This window comes from Achromobacter insuavis (assembly GCF_902859645.1).
Taxonomy (GTDB): domain Bacteria; phylum Pseudomonadota; class Gammaproteobacteria; order Burkholderiales; family Burkholderiaceae_B; genus Achromobacter; species Achromobacter insuavis.
Map to the genome: position 1 here is coordinate 328,193 of NZ_CADIJR010000001.1, position 14,320 is coordinate 342,512.

The 14,320-nt window shown below is 68.2% G+C and carries 12 protein-coding genes; 7 read left to right on the top strand and 5 right to left on the bottom strand.

Going from position 1 to position 14,320, the window contains the following annotated elements; translation table 11 throughout:
- Positions 1–474: 474 nt before the first annotated feature.
- From H0523_RS01525 to H0523_RS01550, 6 genes are all read left to right on the top strand, one after another.
- Positions 475–1,338 carry an alpha/beta hydrolase family protein gene (locus H0523_RS01525; protein ID WP_054433394.1) on the top strand — a complete coding sequence of 288 codons (864 nt, stop codon included), beginning with the start codon at positions 475–477 and terminating at the stop codon, positions 1,336–1,338.
- A 61-nt stretch (positions 1,339–1,399) separates the two neighbouring features.
- Positions 1,400–2,344, top strand: coding sequence for an ABC transporter permease (locus H0523_RS01530; protein ID WP_006393367.1), 945 nt, complete (start codon positions 1,400–1,402; stop codon positions 2,342–2,344).
- Positions 2,341–3,162, top strand: coding sequence for an ABC transporter permease (locus tag H0523_RS01535; RefSeq protein ID WP_054433393.1), 822 nt, complete (start codon positions 2,341–2,343; stop codon positions 3,160–3,162). The genes H0523_RS01530 and H0523_RS01535 overlap by 4 nt, the downstream gene beginning before the upstream one ends.
- Positions 3,159–4,814 carry an ABC transporter ATP-binding protein gene (locus H0523_RS01540; protein ID WP_054433392.1) on the top strand — a complete coding sequence of 552 codons (1,656 nt, stop codon included), beginning with the start codon at positions 3,159–3,161 and terminating at the stop codon, positions 4,812–4,814. The genes H0523_RS01535 and H0523_RS01540 overlap by 4 nt, the downstream gene beginning before the upstream one ends.
- Positions 4,815–4,905: 91 nt before the next feature.
- Positions 4,906–5,526: a GntR family transcriptional regulator gene (locus H0523_RS01545; protein ID WP_054433391.1), complete on the top strand. Its 621-nt coding sequence runs from the start codon at positions 4,906–4,908 to the stop codon at positions 5,524–5,526.
- Between the two features lie 190 nt (positions 5,527–5,716).
- Positions 5,717–7,276 (top strand): ABC transporter substrate-binding protein, encoded by a 1,560-nt coding sequence (locus tag H0523_RS01550; protein ID WP_054433390.1) that lies wholly within the window; start codon positions 5,717–5,719, stop codon positions 7,274–7,276.
- A 307-nt stretch (positions 7,277–7,583) separates the two neighbouring features.
- Here H0523_RS01550 and H0523_RS01555 read toward each other — a convergent pair whose 3' ends face one another.
- The 5 genes from H0523_RS01555 to H0523_RS01575 form a co-directional block, all read right to left on the bottom strand.
- Entirely contained in the window at positions 7,584–9,146 is a 1,563-nt protein-coding gene (locus H0523_RS01555) for an ABC transporter substrate-binding protein (RefSeq protein ID WP_054429680.1), read from the bottom strand.
- Positions 9,147–9,219: 73 nt separating this feature from the next.
- Positions 9,220–10,356 (bottom strand): C45 family autoproteolytic acyltransferase/hydrolase, encoded by a 1,137-nt coding sequence (locus tag H0523_RS01560; protein ID WP_006393373.1) that lies wholly within the window; start codon positions 10,354–10,356, stop codon positions 9,220–9,222.
- Between the two features lie 228 nt (positions 10,357–10,584).
- Positions 10,585–11,355, bottom strand: coding sequence for a polysaccharide deacetylase family protein (locus H0523_RS01565; RefSeq protein WP_054429679.1), 771 nt, complete (start codon positions 11,353–11,355; stop codon positions 10,585–10,587).
- Positions 11,352–12,242 (bottom strand): polysaccharide deacetylase family protein, encoded by an 891-nt coding sequence (locus H0523_RS01570; protein WP_054429678.1) that lies wholly within the window; start codon positions 12,240–12,242, stop codon positions 11,352–11,354. The genes H0523_RS01565 and H0523_RS01570 overlap by 4 nt, the downstream gene beginning before the upstream one ends.
- On the bottom strand, positions 12,242–13,255 hold the full coding sequence (locus H0523_RS01575; protein WP_054429677.1) for a Bug family tripartite tricarboxylate transporter substrate binding protein: 1,014 nt from the start codon (positions 13,253–13,255) through the stop codon (positions 12,242–12,244). Before H0523_RS01575 ends, H0523_RS01570 begins: the two co-directional genes overlap by 1 nt.
- 265 nt (positions 13,256–13,520) lie before the next feature.
- On the opposite strand from H0523_RS01575, the gene H0523_RS01580 reads away from it, so the two are divergent.
- Positions 13,521–14,291 (top strand): IclR family transcriptional regulator, encoded by a 771-nt coding sequence (locus tag H0523_RS01580; protein ID WP_054429676.1) that lies wholly within the window; start codon positions 13,521–13,523, stop codon positions 14,289–14,291.
- The last annotated feature ends 29 nt before the right edge of the window (positions 14,292–14,320 follow it).

The following is a 14,320-nucleotide window of genomic DNA, read 5'->3' on the forward strand; positions in this document are numbered from 1 at the left end:
CCAAACAGGCCGCCCGCGCGGCCGCCTTTGGGCAACCCCGCAAGACCTTCCCTCCAACGAACCCGCCCCGCCACGAAGCCCAAGCACCCGGTACTCCCCAGCGGCGCCTCAAAACACACTGACGCAGCGTGGTGGTCTGTCCGGGCGGAGGGCGGGGCGTGTAGATGCGCCCGACGGAATCCGAAGGAGTCGCCGCAGGCGAGGACGAGGATGAGGACGGGGTAGTCCGGAGCGAAGGCTCCGGACCGCAATCGTAGCCCCGCCCTCCGCCCGGACAGGCCGCCACGCGTCAAAAGAACTCCAACCGTCGCCAAAAAAAGCCCCCAAGTCATCCCCCCGCCACAATCACCGGTTAGGGATTCCCCCCGGTTGCCCCCAACACCCCCTGTTCCTAAAATTGGCGCCAATTTAGTCAAACATCCCCCGCCAGCAACACCCCCCGGCCTTCCACACTCCCCGGGAATCGAGGAAATCATGCAGTCCACCGCAGCACCCACCCTGGCCCCCGACGCCGCCCGCGCCCGCGCCATGTACGACCTTGGCCACAGCACCGTCTTCGCCTCGCGCATCGACCCGCGCTTCTCGTACTGCATGTACGTCCCCCCGCACATCGACCAGGCCAAGCACCCGATGGAGCTGGTCGTCATCATGCACGGCACCGGCCGCGCCTTCGTCGAATACCGCGACGCCTTCGCCGAATTCGCCCGCTGGAACGACTGCATCGTGCTGTGCCCGCTGTTCCCCGTCAGCCCGCTCGGCGACGGCAACCGCGACGGCTTCAAGCAGCTGATCGAAGGCGACATCCGCTACGACCACATCCTGCAGGGCATGGTCGCCGAAGTCGGCGAGAAATTCGGCCGCGACTTCACCCGCTTCGCCCTGTTCGGCTATTCGGGCGGCGGCCAGTTCGTCAACCGCTACACCCTGCTGCACCCGGAAACCCTGTGGGCCGCCTCGATCGGCGCGCCCGGCTCGGTCACGCTGCTCGACCCCAGCCAGGACTGGTGGGTCGGCGTGCGCGGCGCCGAAGCCCGCTTCGGCAAGGCTGTCGACATCGAGGCCCTGCGCCAGGTCGCGGTGCACATGATCGTCGGCAAGGCCGACCTGGAAACCTGGGAAATCACCCACCGCGAAGGCGGCAAGTTCTTCATGCCCGGCGCCAACTCCGCCGGCGCCACCCGCCCGGAACGCCTGGAATCGCTGCGCCGCTCGTTCGAGGCGGCCGGCGTCAAGGCCGTGCTGGACGTGGTCGAGAACGTGCCGCACGACGGTCTCAAGTGCGTCGGCCAGGTGCAGGACTTCCTGGCCGCCGAACTGCGCAAACTGCGAAATGAATAACATCAAAAACAAGATCGGCGGCGGGCGCGCAAGCGCCTGTCTGCCGCGATAGGAGAGGGCCATGCTGCGTTTCGCGCTATCCCGTATCGTCATGGCCATTCCGACACTGCTGATCGTGGCAGTGGCGGTGTTCGTCATGATCCGCCTGATTCCGGGCGATCCCGCGCAACTGCTGCTGGGCGACCTGGCCACGCCGGCGGCGCTGGCCGACCTGCGCGCGCGCCTGGGGCTGGACCAGACCTGGCCCACCCAGTTCGGCATCTGGTTCGGCAACATGCTGCATGGCGACCTGGGTTCGTCCATCAACACCGGCCAGCCCGTGCTGCCGCTGGTGTGGGACCGCTTCCTGATCAGCGGCCGCGTGGTGCTGGTGGCCGTGCTGTTCGCCGCGCTGGTGGCCGTGCCCGCCGGCATGATCGCCGCCTGGAAGCAGAACAAGGCGCCCGACCTGATCCTGGTCGGCACCGCCACGCTGCTGGTGTCCATCCCCACGTTCTGGCTCGGCCTGCTGCTGCTGATCTTCTTCGGCCTGAAGCTGCAATGGCTGCCGGTGGTGGGCTACGTGTCCATCGGCGAAGACTGGAAGGCCGGCCTGCTGTACCTGGCCATGCCGATCCTGACGCTGTTCCTGCACGAGATCGGCGTGCTGATGCGCATGGCGCGCGCCAGCACCCTGGAAGTGCTGCGGCTGGACTACATCACCCACGCCCGCGCCAAGGGCCTTTCGGAATCCGCGGTGCTGATGCGCCACGCCTTCCGCAACGCCTTCGGCCCCACCTGGACGCTGATCGGCCTGGTGCTGGGCAACCTGCTCGGCGGCATCGCCGTGGTCGAAACCGTGTTCACCATTCCCGGCCTGGGCCGGCTGCTGGTGGATTCGATCTTCGCCCGCGACTATCCCGTGATCCAGGGCTGCCTGCTGTTCGTCGGCGTGATCTACGTGATCGTCAACCTGCTGATCGACCTCTGCTATCCCATCTTTGACCCGAGAGTGACCGCCGAATGAAAAAGCGAATTGCAGCTAACGCGCTGATAGGCGGCGTGATCGTGGCGGCGATGATCGTCGCGGCGATCATGGGCGCCTTCTGGACGCCGCACGACCCGCTCAAGATCAACTTCGTGGCGCGCCTGAAGCCGCCGGGCGGCGAATTCCTGCTGGGCACCGACGAGTTCGGCCGCGACGAGCTGTCGCGCCTGCTGGCCGGCGCTTCCAGCAGCGTCTGGATCAGCCTGCTGACGGTGGGTTTCGCCATCGTCGCCGGCACCATCATCGGCACCCTGACCGGCTTCGTGCGCGGCTGGACCGACCGCATCATCATGGCCTTCAACAACGCCCTGCTGGCCTTCCCCGGCCTGCTGCTGGCGCTGGGCCTGCTGGCGGTGGTCGGCGCCAACAAGTACGGCATCATCCTGGCGCTGGGCCTGGCCTACACGCCGTCGGTGACCCGTATCGTGCGTGGCACGGTGCTGTCGCTGCGCGAGAAGGAGTTCATCGAATCCTCGCGCGTGCTGGGCAACTCCGAGCTCTACACCATGGTGCGCCACGTGCTGCCCAATTGCGTCGCGCCGCTGACGGTGCTGGCGACCTCGATGTTCGGCTGGGTGATCCTGGCGGAAAGCGCGCTGTCCTTCCTGGGCCTGGGCGTGCCGCCTCCCGCGCCGACCTGGGGCAACATGCTGGCCGCCGCCCGTCCGTTCATGGCGCAGGCCTCCTATCTTTCCATTCTTCCCGGCCTGGCCATCGCGCTCGCGCTGCTCGGGATCAACCTGCTGGGCGACGCGGTGCGAGACCGCTTTGATCCCCGCATGAGGGGCGTGCAATGAGCGCACTGGTTACTGTATCGAATCTGTCCCTGACCGTCGGCCGTGGCGGCCGCGAAATCGTCGGCGGCGTGTCCTTCGAGGTGGCGCCGGGCGAAATGGTCGGCATCGTCGGCGAGTCCGGCAGCGGCAAGACCCAGGCGGCGCGCGCCATCATGGGCCTGACGCCGCCGCCGCTGGTGGTGGCCGGCGGCTCGATCCGCTTCGAGGGCGTGGAAGTCACCCAGGCCAGCCCGGCCGCGCTGCGCAAGCTGCGCGGCGCGCGCATCGGCATGGTGTTCCAGGAACCCATGACCTCGCTCAACCCGTCCATGTCCATCGGGCGCCAGCTGGACGAAGGGCTCAAGCTGCATCGCCGCGACCTGTCGACGGCGCAGCGCCGCGAACGCATCCTGGAGATGCTGCGCCGCGTCGGCATCCGCGACCCGAAGGCCGCCGTCGAGGCCTGGCCGCACGAGTTCTCGGGCGGCATGCGCCAGCGCATGATGCTGGCCTCGGTGATGCTGCTGGAGCCGGCGCTGCTGATCGCCGACGAGCCCACCACCGCGCTCGACGCGGTGGTGCAGCGCGACGTGCTGGAACTGATGGTCGACCTGACGCGCGAGCACAACACGGCCGTGCTGATGATCAGCCACGACCTGCCGATGGTGGCGCGCTATACCGAACGCATGGTGGTGATGCAGCACGGCAAGGTGCTGGAGACCGGCACCACCGCCGGCATCCTCGAACGGCCGCAGCATCCCTACACCCGCAAGCTGCTGGACGCGATGCCGCGCCGCCTGCCGGCGCGTCCGCCGATCCAGGAAGCGCCGATCGTCGAGGTCAGGAACCTGGTGGTCGACTACGCCGGCCACCAGCGCCTGTTCTCGCGCACCGGCGCCAAGCGCGCGCTCAATGGCATCGACCTGCACGTCAAGCCGCGCGAAGTGGTGGCGGTGGTGGGCGGCTCGGGTTCCGGCAAGACCACGCTGGGCCGCGCCATCGCCGGCCTGCTGTCGCCGACTTCGGGCCAGATCCTGTTCCGCAACCAGCCGGTCAGCCGCCGTTCGCCGGCATGGCGCGACTACCGCCTGAACTGCCAGATGGTGTTCCAGGACCCGTATTCGTCGCTCGACCCGCGCATGACCATCGGCGAGCTGGTGGGCGAGGGCCTGCGCATGCTGGTCGACATGCCGGCCGCCGACAAGCGCCGCCGCGTGGACGAAGTGCTGGCCGAAGTCGGCCTGGGCTCGGAATACGCCAAGCGCTTTCCGCACGAACTGTCCGGCGGCCAGCGCCAGCGCGTGGCCATCGCCCGCGCGGTGGTGCGGCGGCCGTCTTTCGTCATCGCCGATGAACCGGTGTCGGCGCTGGACGTGACGGTGCGGGCGCAGGTGCTGGACCTGTTCGCCGACCTGCAGGAACGCCACGGCTTCTCCTGCCTGTTCATCAGCCACGACCTGGGCGTGGTGGAACAGGTGGCCGACCGGGTGGTGGTGATGCGCGACGGCGGCATCGTCGAGCAGGGCACGCGCGACACGGTGTTCGACCAGCCGCGCGAGGAATACACCCGCAGCCTGCTGTCGGCGATTCCCGCGCTGGAATCGACCGAAACCGGGGGCGTGCGCCTGCGCTGGCGGCTGGACCAGCAGGAGCCGTCGCGGGCCACGGCCTGAGGGGACGGGTCCGCGCCGGCCGGGGCTTGCCGTCCCGGCGCGGACTTATGCATAAAATACGCGGTTTGGATTTGATTCACGGGAGTGGTCCATGCCGAAAGCGGCGGCGACACAGCCGGGCCTGGTTGACCGTATTGCCCTGGATATTCAGTCGGGGGTATACGGCCCCGGCGCGTGGCTGAAACAGATCGATTTGCAGGAACGTTACGGCGCCAAGCGCCTGGACGTGCGGCGCGCGCTCGACCAATTGACCGCCAAGCGGCTGATCGCGCACATCCCCAACCGGGGTTACCACGTCTACACGATGGATCCGGACCAGCATGTGCAGATCCGCGACATCCGCGTGCTGCTGGAAACCGGCGCCGCGGCCGACCTGATGCCCAACGTCACGGCGGCCAAGGTGCGCGCCCTGCGCACGCTGGCCGAGCGTTTCTCCAAGCTGCTGCAGGACGGCACGCTGCTGGAGCAGTACGAGGTCAACCTGGCGTTCCACGCCGGCATGTACGACATGTGCTCGAACCGCGAACTAGCGGCCCTGATCCAGGAAACGCGCGCGCGCGGACCGGCGGCGCCGGCCAAGGAATGGGTCACGCGTTCGCGCATCGAGATCTCGGCGCGCGAGCACTTCGACATGGTCGAGGCGCTCGAGGCGCGCGACGTCAAGCGCCTGCAGAAGATCATCGCCCAGCACGTCGGCCAGGACATTTCCTGACCCGACGCGGGCGCGACGGCCCGGTTTTCGCGGCGGCCTTCCTGAAAAGGAGGCCGCCGCGGTCATTTCGGGGCCGCTTTCAGGGATACCCCGGATACCGCATCGGCCATTAGCCTGCATAATGGGCAGCTATTTTGGCGCCAATATAGTCATGAATCCGGCGTCGCATGCCCCCGGGGGAATTTCCGCAATGCACCACCTTCCTGTTTCCCGAGCGCTCGCGCTCAGCCTGGCCCTGGCCGCCGCAGGCGCGGCCCAGGCCGCCACCCTGACCATCGCCCAGCCGGCCGACATCCGCTCGACCAATCCGGGCGTCAACCGCGATAACACCACCGACGGCGTGGTGCTGAACATGGTGGAAGGCCTGGTCGGCTACCGGGAGAACGGCACGGTGGCGCCGTTGCTGGCCAAATCGGTCGACCTGTCCGAAGACGGACTGACCTATACCTTCAAGCTGCGCGACGGCGTCAAGTTCCACAACGGCGCCACGCTGACCTCGGCCGACGTGATCTGGAGCTGGCAGCGCTACATGGACGCGAAGACGGACTGGCGCTGCCGCAGCGACTTCGACGGCCGCAATGGCCTGAAGGTCACGGACGTGACCGCGCCCGATGCGCAGACCGTCATCATGAAGATCGACCGCAAGTCGGCCGTGTTCCTCGATTCGCTGGCCCGCACCGACTGCGGCATGACCGCGATCCTGAGCAAGGATTCGGTCAACGCCGATGGCTCCTGGAAGGAGCCGGTCGGCACCGGCCCGTACCAGTTCAAGGAGTGGAAGCGCGGCGAGTACGTGCTGCTGACCGCGTTCAAGGACTACGTCTCGCCCAGCGCCGGCGACAAGCCGGACGGCTACGTCGGCGCCAAGCGCCCGCTGGCCGACGAGGTCAAGTTCCTGGTGGTGCCGGACCCGTCGACCGCCAAGGCCGGCCTGGTGTCGGGCGCGATCGACGCCAGCCAGATCACCATCACGGACGTGGCCGAGCTCAAGAAGAGCAAGACCGTGTCGGTGATGAGCCCGCACGACGCCACCAAGCACACGCTGCTGTTCCAGACGCAGGATCCGGTGCTCAAGAACGTCAAGCTGCGCCAGGCGATCGCGGCGGCGCTGGACATTCCGCAGGTGGTGGCGGCGGCCTCCGAAGGCCTGGGCCAGTTGAACAACTCGGCGGTGTACGCGGGGTCGGCCTACTACCAGGAGACCGAGAAGCGCACCTACAAGTACGATCCGGCGCGCGCGCAGCAGCTGCTCAAGGAAGCGGGCTACAAGGGCGAGCCGATCGTCATCTACGCCAACAAGCGGGCGCACGTGCCGAGCTATCAGGTGGCGGTGATCGCGCAGGCGATGATGCAGGCGGTGGGCATCAATGCCAAGATCGAGGTGCTGGAATGGGCCACGCAGCTGGACCGCTACAACACGGGCAAGTACCAGATCAGTTCGTTCACGTTCTCGTCGCGGATCGATCCGGCGCTGAGCTTCGAGCAGTTCGCGGGCGACAAGACCAAGCAGCCGCGCAAGGTCTGGGATGATCCCGAGGCGCAGAAGCTGATCGACGAGAGCTTCCTGGAGTCGGATCCGGCGAAGCGGCAGAAGCTGTTTGACCAGCTGCATACGTTGATGCTGGAGCAGACGCCGATGTTGGTGCTTTATAACGGGGCGGATGCCTGGGCTACGAATAAGCGGGTTGAGGGGTTTTCGGTTTGGGAGGGGAAGCCGCGGGCCTGGGAGACTAAGATCGTTGGCAAGTAAGTAGCTTTTTTCGGGCGATCTTTTTTCTGGGGCCGTCCGGGGCGGCGTTGGCCTGGCGTGCGCGGGGCTACGATTGCGGTCCGGAGCGTTCGCTCCGGACTTTCCCTTCGTCATCTTCGTCACAGCCTTCGGCTGTTCCTTCAGATTCCCTCGGGCGCATCTACACGCCCCGCGCACGCCAGGCCAACGCCGCCCCGGACTCCACCGTTGAAGCTTGACGGTTGCCGGGGCGGTTTTATTTTTTCGGGTGTCGCAATGCAAAGAGGCCGCTTTCGCGGCCTCTTCGTTTGGTGCGGTGTTGCGGTGGTTACTTCGCCACGCGTTCCACTTCCCAGGCGCGCGGCTTCTTCACGGCCCAGGGGGTGTAGCCCTTGATGTCGGTGCGGAAGGCGCCGATGTCCAGGCCGTTGTAGAGCGGGATGCTGGGGACGTCGGCCAGGAACAGCTTGTGCAGCTGGTCGAAGGAGGCCTGGCGCTTGGCGTGGTCGGTGTCGACCGAGGCGGCGTCCAGGAGTTTCTGGGCGTCGGGGTTGTCCCAGACCTTGCGCGGCTGCTTGGCCTTGTCGCCGGTGACCATTTCGTAGTTCAGCGCCGCGTCCAGGCGGGCGGAGTACGGGAAGGTCATCATCTGGTAGGTGCCGGCGTTGTAGCGGTCGAGCTGCGTGGCCCATTCGGACACGGACAGCTTGGCGTTGATGCCGACGGCCTGCAGCATGGCCTGGATGATGACGGCGGAGTTGTACGACTGCGGGTAGCGCTTGGTCGTGATCAGCTCCAGCTCCTGGCCCTTGTAGCCGGCTTCCTTGAGCAGCTTCTGGGACAGCGCGGGGTCGTATTTCCAGCCTTCCTTCTGGGTCGCGTCGTTGTACGGCGAGACCAGCGGGACGATGGAGTTGTTGGGCTTGGCCAGGCCTTCGGTGACGGCGGCGGCCAACTGGTCGTAGTCGATGGCGTGGGCCAGGGCCTGGCGGATCTTGGGATTGGACAGCAGCGGGTCCTTGGTCTGCAGCAGCAGCGCGGTCATGCTCATGACGGGCGCGTAGGCGACCTTGACGTTGGGGGTGCCTTGCAGCACCGGCACGTCGTTGTTGGAGACGTCCTCGATGATGTCGATGTTGCCGCGTTGCAGGGCGGCCTTGGCGGTGGAGTCGTCGGGCACGATGACGAAGCGCACTTCATCGACCAGGGGGCGCTTGGAGCCGGTGTAGCCGTCGCGCTTGCCGTCGCGGTTGGCGTAGTCGGCGAACTTGGTCAGGCGCACGTATTCGCCGCGCTTCCATTCGGCGAAGGCGAAGGGGCCGGTGCCGATGGGCTTGTCCCAGCTGCCGTCGGCCTTGACCGAGGCCTTCTGCAGGATGCCCGTGCCGCCACAGTCGGCGCGCGCCAGCGAGGCCAGGAACAGGCTGCTGGGTTTTTCCAGGTGGTAGACCACGGTCTGGGCGTCGGGCGCCTCGACGCCGGTGACCTTGACGGTGCCGCGGCCATCGAATTCGCTGGCGCAGCGCCAGCCGGAGTTGGCGGCGGTGTAGTGCTGCCAGGTCCAGAGCACGTCGGCCGAGGTCAGCGGCGCGCCGTTGTGGAACTTGACGCCCTGGCGCAGCTTGAAGGTGTAGGTCTTGCCGTCGGGGCTGATGTCGATGGACTCGGCCAGCAGCGGGCGCACTTCGGCGTCCTCGCCGTAGGCCACCAGGCCCTCGACGATGTGCAGCACCACCGCGTCGCTGTTGCTGTCGCGGTTGACGCCGGGCTCGGTCGAGCGGATGTCGGCGGTGAACGAGATGCGCAGCGGGGCCGGCGCCTGGGCCAGGGCGGAGCCGGCCAGCGTGCCCAACGCCAGGGCAACCGCGGTAGTCAGGAGTTTTGTTTTCATGGATGCGTTTCCAGGGGTTGCGCGGGCGGCCGGGGGATCCGGCCGCCGCCAGCGGTCAGGGGACCGGGAAAGCTCAGGCCGCGGCCAGCAGCTCGGGCTCGGCGTCCAGGCTGTAACGGGTGAAGGTGCGGTTCAGCGCCGGCAGCGGCGCCACTTCCATCAGGCCGGCGGCCGGTTCCATGACGACCATGGCGACGGTGGCCGACAGGTTGTCGTGGCTGCCGGGGCGCGGCGGGCGGCAGACCGAGTAGGGCGTGCCGAAGTCGTCGAACAGCGCGCGCTTGAGGTCTTCGCGGGTCAGCTTGTCCTTCTCGTTCAGCAGGCGGCGCACGCGCCAGTCGCGGTAGGCGCTTTCCGGGGTGCTGGCGCGGCCGGTGTCGCGCAGCTTGCCCAGGGCGACTTCGCTGACCCAGTGGTTGGCGTGCACGATCAGGTCGTCGGCGCCCGGGTAGATCGGGAAGGCTTCATCGGTGGTGCACTCGTAATCGACGCCGAAGCCGGCGGCCATGCCGATCATGATGTTGTTCGAGCACGACTTCTGGGTGGTGCTGACGGCCTTGATGGCCAGCGCGAAGTGTTCCTGCTCCAGCACCTTGCGGCGGATCAGCGACAGCGGCACGCCGAGCTGGCGGAAGTCGCGGTCGGACTCCAGGTAGTTGGCGGTGATCGACACGCCGGCGCTGTTCAGGCCGCTGCGGGCCAGGCCGCCGGCCTCGACGAAGGTCAGGATGTCCGGGCCGTTGTCGTTGCGCACGCGCAGCACGATGGCGGTCTCGGCGCACTCGGCGCGCCAGTCCCAGTTCTGGCCGTGGATCAGGCGGCCGTTGGCCGAGCGGGTCGGCAGGATCAGGGCGCCGGTGCAGCCGTCGCCCGGTTCGAGCTCGGCGGCCTTCTTCTTTTCGGCGCGGGCCTTGGCGATGACTTCGGTGCGGGCGTTGACCATCACGATGTCTTCGAAGGGCACGTTGGCGCCGGCGGCGATGCCGCGCATTTCCTCGAGGTAATGCGGCGCGAAGTTCTCGATCTCGCGGGCGAAGCTTTCGATCAGGCGGGTGCGCGCCATGGCGTCGTAGCCCAGGTCGACCAGCGTCTGGCCGTACATGGCGGCGCTCTTGCGCACGCGGTCGGCGGCCTGCTGGCCGTAGGCGCGGCCGCGGGCCTCGGGGGTACCGGAGACCGATACGAACGGGAATTGGGTGATCTGGGTCATGGACGGATAGCGGCGCAAGGCGCCGTGAGGTCGGGGGAGAGGAGGGAATGTTGCAAAAATATTAGCTTATTTTGGCGCCAATATTACCCAGGGTTTGCCCGGGGATAACGGTCCGCCAGGACCCGCGAAAGACCCGCGGCAGCGGTCTGGGAGGGGCGCCGCCGCGTCCGCCGGCTCCCGCCGCCAGGCCGGCGGACAGGCCGCGCCGGCTGGGCGGCGGCGCATCGGTCAGGCGCCGGCCGCGTGTTCGCGCGCCAGGTCGTCGCAGCGGGCAAAGCCGGCGCCGGCGGCGCGCAGCCGGTCGAGCAGCCGCTCGATCATCTGCAGCCGGGCGGCGCGTCCCACGCCGTTGTCCGCGCGCGGGTGCAGCGTCAGGCAGGCGTAGCCCTCGGCCGCCAGCAGCGCGTCGCCCTGTTCGGCCAGGTGCGCATAGGCGCGGTCCTGGGTCACGCGGCGGCCGAAATGGCTGGCGTCGCACAGGCCCTCGCTCCAGGGCAGTTCGATCATGCCGGGGGCGCCGTCGGCGTCCAGCGCGTAGGGCGCGTCGTCGTCGATGGCGCTGCTGTCGTAGCGGTAGCCCAGCTCGCGCAGCAAGGGCAGGGTGCGCGCGCTGAAGCCGCCGCCGGTCCAGCGAAAGCCCTGCGGCGCCTGGCCGGTCAGCGCCGCCAGGCGGTCGCGGCCGCGTTGCAGCACCTCGGCCTCGCGCTCGCCCAGCGTGGCCAGGTCTTCGAAGGCGTTGCCCTGCGAGGCGGCTTCGTGGCCGTCGCGCAGGCTTCGTTCCAGCAGGTCGCGGCAGCGCTCGGCCTCGAAGGCGGGCCAGAACAGGGTGGCGCGGATTTCCTGGCGCCGCAGCATGTCCAGCACCCGCGCCAGGCCGCCGCCATAGGTGTAGCGGCCGTGGCCGTCGCGGCCGTGCAGTTCGTGTTCCGGGCGGGCGGCGGCTTCGGGGCCGATGCCCTGCACGTTGAGGGTGACCAGTACGGTCTTGGGGGCCGTCATGCGGTTCTCCAGGCGGCGGGGTGGGCCAGGCAGTGGCGGGCCAGCGCGGCCAGCGTCATGCAGTGCACGTCCGGCTGGGCGCCGACGTAGGCCAGGAAGCGGTCCATGGCGGCGGCGCGGGCCGGCGTGCCGGAACCGCCGGCGGCCTTGGGGTGCACCGTCAGGTGGATGTAGCCCTCGGCCTGGCGCAGCGCCTCGAATTCCTCGATCCAGTTGTCGCAGGCCTCGGCCGCCAGGCTGTGGCCGGTGAAATAGAACGGATAGTCGTCCAGCGACACCGTGTTGTTGGGCAGCATGACGAAGCCATCGCCGCCCTCGGCCGGCAGGTAGGGGCGGTCACGGTCCTTTTCGCTGGCGTCGTAGCAATAGCCGAGCCGGCGCAGCGTGGGCAGGGTGCGGTGGCTCTTGCGGCCCGACGGCGAACACCAGCCCACCGGCGTCACGCCCAGCTGCCGCTGGATCAGGGTGTGGGTCTTTTCCAGCAGCGCGGGTTCGTCCTCGCCCAGGTCCCAGGCTTCGTGCAGGTAGCCATGCGCCGCGATCTCGTGGCCGGCGGCCAGGATGGCGCGGAAGGTGTCCGGGTAATGCTCGACGTCGTAGCCGCAGGCGAAGAAGGTCGCCGGCATGGCGTGGCGCGCCAGGATCTCCAGGTGGCGCGGCACGCCGCGGCGGATGGCGTAGCGGCCGGCGGTATGGATGCCGGCGCTGGGGAATTGCTTGCGGCCGACCTCGACGGCGGGGCCGTCGACGTGAACGGTCACGCACACCACGGCGCGCACCGGCGGGGCTGATGGCGCGCGCCGTCCCTCGGCGCGTAGTTCATGGTCGAGCGCCAGCCAGGGATTGGCGGCGGCGTCCAGCGGGACGCCATAGGGAATGGCTTGCATCAGGTGGCCTTGATATTGGCGTTCTTGATCAGGGTGCGCCATTTCTCGCTTTCGGTGGCGACGAAACGGCGCAGTTCTTCGGGCGTGCCGCCGTGCAGTTCCAGCCCGTTCTGCGTCAGCTGCGCCAGGGCGGGTTGCTTGAGCGCGCTCTGCACCGCGCCGTTGAGCGTCTGGACGATGGCCGGTGGCGTGCCGGCGGGCACGAACACGCCGTTCCAGCCGATCGCCTGATAGCCCGGATAGCCGGACTCGGCCACCGTCGGCACGTCGGGCAGGGCAGGCGAGCGCGCGGCGGACGTCACCGCCAGCGGCCGTGATTTGCCGCCCTGGATGAATTGCTGCTGGTTGATCACCACGTCCATCAGCACCGGGAACTGGCCGCCCAGGAAATCGTTGACCGCCGCCGCCGCGCCCTTGTAGGGCACGCCGGGCAGGTCGAGGCCGGCCGTGGCCTTGAGCAGTTCCATCGCCAGGTGCGCCGAGCTGCCGTTCTGCGTGATGCCGTAGAAGTACTTGCCGGGGTTGGCCTTGATGAGGGCGACGAACTCCTGCAGGGTCTTGGCCGGAAACGACGGATGCACCACCAGCACGTTGTTGTAGTAGCAGACCATCGAGACCGGCTCGAAGTCCTTGATGGGGTCGTAGGCGATGTTCTCGTACAGGCTCTGGTTCACGGTGTGGGTGCCGGTGGAGCCGAGCGCGACGGTGTAGCCGTCGGGCGCCGAACGCGCCGCCTGCTGGGTGCCGATGATGCCGGCCGCGCCGCCCTTGTTGATCACCACCACGCTCTGCTTGAGCGCTTCGCCGATGCCCTGGGCCAGCGGCCGCGCCACCAGGTCGGTGCCGCCGCCCGCCGGGAACGGCACGATGAACTGGATCGGGTGTTCCGACGGGTAGCCGGCCGCGCGGGCCAGGCCGGGGCGGGCGAGCGCGGCGCCCGCCAACGAGGCGGCCGACGCCGCCATGAATTGCCGGCGGCTGATGCCGCCGGGCCTGCTGCTGGACTGCTTCATGCGATTTCCCCTTGGATGTGCATGCCGGGCGAGGCGGGCCGCGGACTTTTCGCTGTCCGCTGGCCTGCTGCTTCAGTATCATTATTCGATAAAAAACAATCTTCACCAATTAGTTTTTATCTATAAATGATAAAAATAGCGAAGACGATAGCGAGAAGCAGAGCGTTGGGTGAGAAGCGATAGCGGAGGGTTATGGCGCAGGGGCGCGCCGGGATCGCTGTGATACGCTGCGCCGGTTCCGCCTCGCCCACCGTCCGCCGATTCCATGTCCACCCTGAAGCGCGCCCTCGCGATCCTCGACCTCTTCAGCCTGGCCACGCCGGTGCTGACGGCCGAAGAGATCATCTCCAAGCTGTCCTACTCGGCGCCGACCGGCTACCGCTACATCCGCGACCTGTCGGACCTGGGCTACCTGCTGCGCATGACGGGCGGCGGCTACAAGCTGGGGCCGCGCATCATCGAGCTGGACCATCTCATCATCGACGGCGATCCGGTGCTGGGCGTGGCCCGGCCGATCATGCGCGAGGTGGTGGACCAGGTCGGCGGCGACGTGCTGCTCAGCGTCATCCACGGCCTGCGGATCCTCAACATCCACCACGAACGCGGGCCCGACGCGCTCGGCATCCCGCACGGCCGCGGCCGCGCCCACCCGCTGTTCCGCGGCGCCACCGCCAAGACCATCATCGCGTTCCTGCCGCGCAAGGACCAGCGCAGACTCTACGAAGGGCACGCCGCCGAGGTCGAGGCCGCGGGCCTGGGGCCGACGCAGGCCGAGTTCATCCGCCACCTGGACGAGATCCGGGTGCGTGGGGCGTATCTGGGGGTGGGCGAGATTTCGCCGGAACGCGCCGGCATCGCGGTGCCGGTGTTTCAGGAAGACCGGCGCATCTTCGGCGCGCTGACCGTGACCTTCCTGGCGACCCGGCTCAACACCATTGCGCAGGACAAGACCACGGCGCTGCTGCAGGCGGCGGCGCGGCGCATCGAATCCCTGGCGCTGGCGTCCCGCATCAAGGAACAGGCCCCCGCGCCGTAGGCGTCGGGGGCCTGTGGGCCGCTCGGATC

Excerpts from the sequence above, each read along its gene's own strand:
- H0523_RS01525 (WP_054433394.1), top strand. The coding sequence starts at position 475 with ATGCAGTCCACCGCAGCACCCACCCTGGCCCCCGACGCCGCCCGCGCC.
- H0523_RS01530 (WP_006393367.1), top strand. The coding sequence starts at position 1,400 with ATGCTGCGTTTCGCGCTATCCCGTATCGTCATGGCCATTCCGACACTG.
- H0523_RS01535 (WP_054433393.1), top strand. The coding sequence starts at position 2,341 with ATGAAAAAGCGAATTGCAGCTAACGCGCTGATAGGCGGCGTGATCGTG.
- H0523_RS01540 (WP_054433392.1), top strand. The coding sequence starts at position 3,159 with ATGAGCGCACTGGTTACTGTATCGAATCTGTCCCTGACCGTCGGCCGT.
- H0523_RS01545 (WP_054433391.1), top strand. The coding sequence starts at position 4,906 with ATGCCGAAAGCGGCGGCGACACAGCCGGGCCTGGTTGACCGTATTGCC.
- H0523_RS01550 (WP_054433390.1), top strand. The coding sequence starts at position 5,717 with ATGCACCACCTTCCTGTTTCCCGAGCGCTCGCGCTCAGCCTGGCCCTG.
- H0523_RS01555 (WP_054429680.1), bottom strand. The coding sequence starts at position 9,146 with ATGAAAACAAAACTCCTGACTACCGCGGTTGCCCTGGCGTTGGGCACG.
- H0523_RS01560 (WP_006393373.1), bottom strand. The coding sequence starts at position 10,356 with ATGACCCAGATCACCCAATTCCCGTTCGTATCGGTCTCCGGTACCCCC.
- H0523_RS01565 (WP_054429679.1), bottom strand. The coding sequence starts at position 11,355 with ATGACGGCCCCCAAGACCGTACTGGTCACCCTCAACGTGCAGGGCATC.
- H0523_RS01570 (WP_054429678.1), bottom strand. The coding sequence starts at position 12,242 with ATGCAAGCCATTCCCTATGGCGTCCCGCTGGACGCCGCCGCCAATCCC.
- H0523_RS01575 (WP_054429677.1), bottom strand. The coding sequence starts at position 13,255 with ATGAAGCAGTCCAGCAGCAGGCCCGGCGGCATCAGCCGCCGGCAATTC.
- H0523_RS01580 (WP_054429676.1), top strand. The coding sequence starts at position 13,521 with ATGTCCACCCTGAAGCGCGCCCTCGCGATCCTCGACCTCTTCAGCCTG.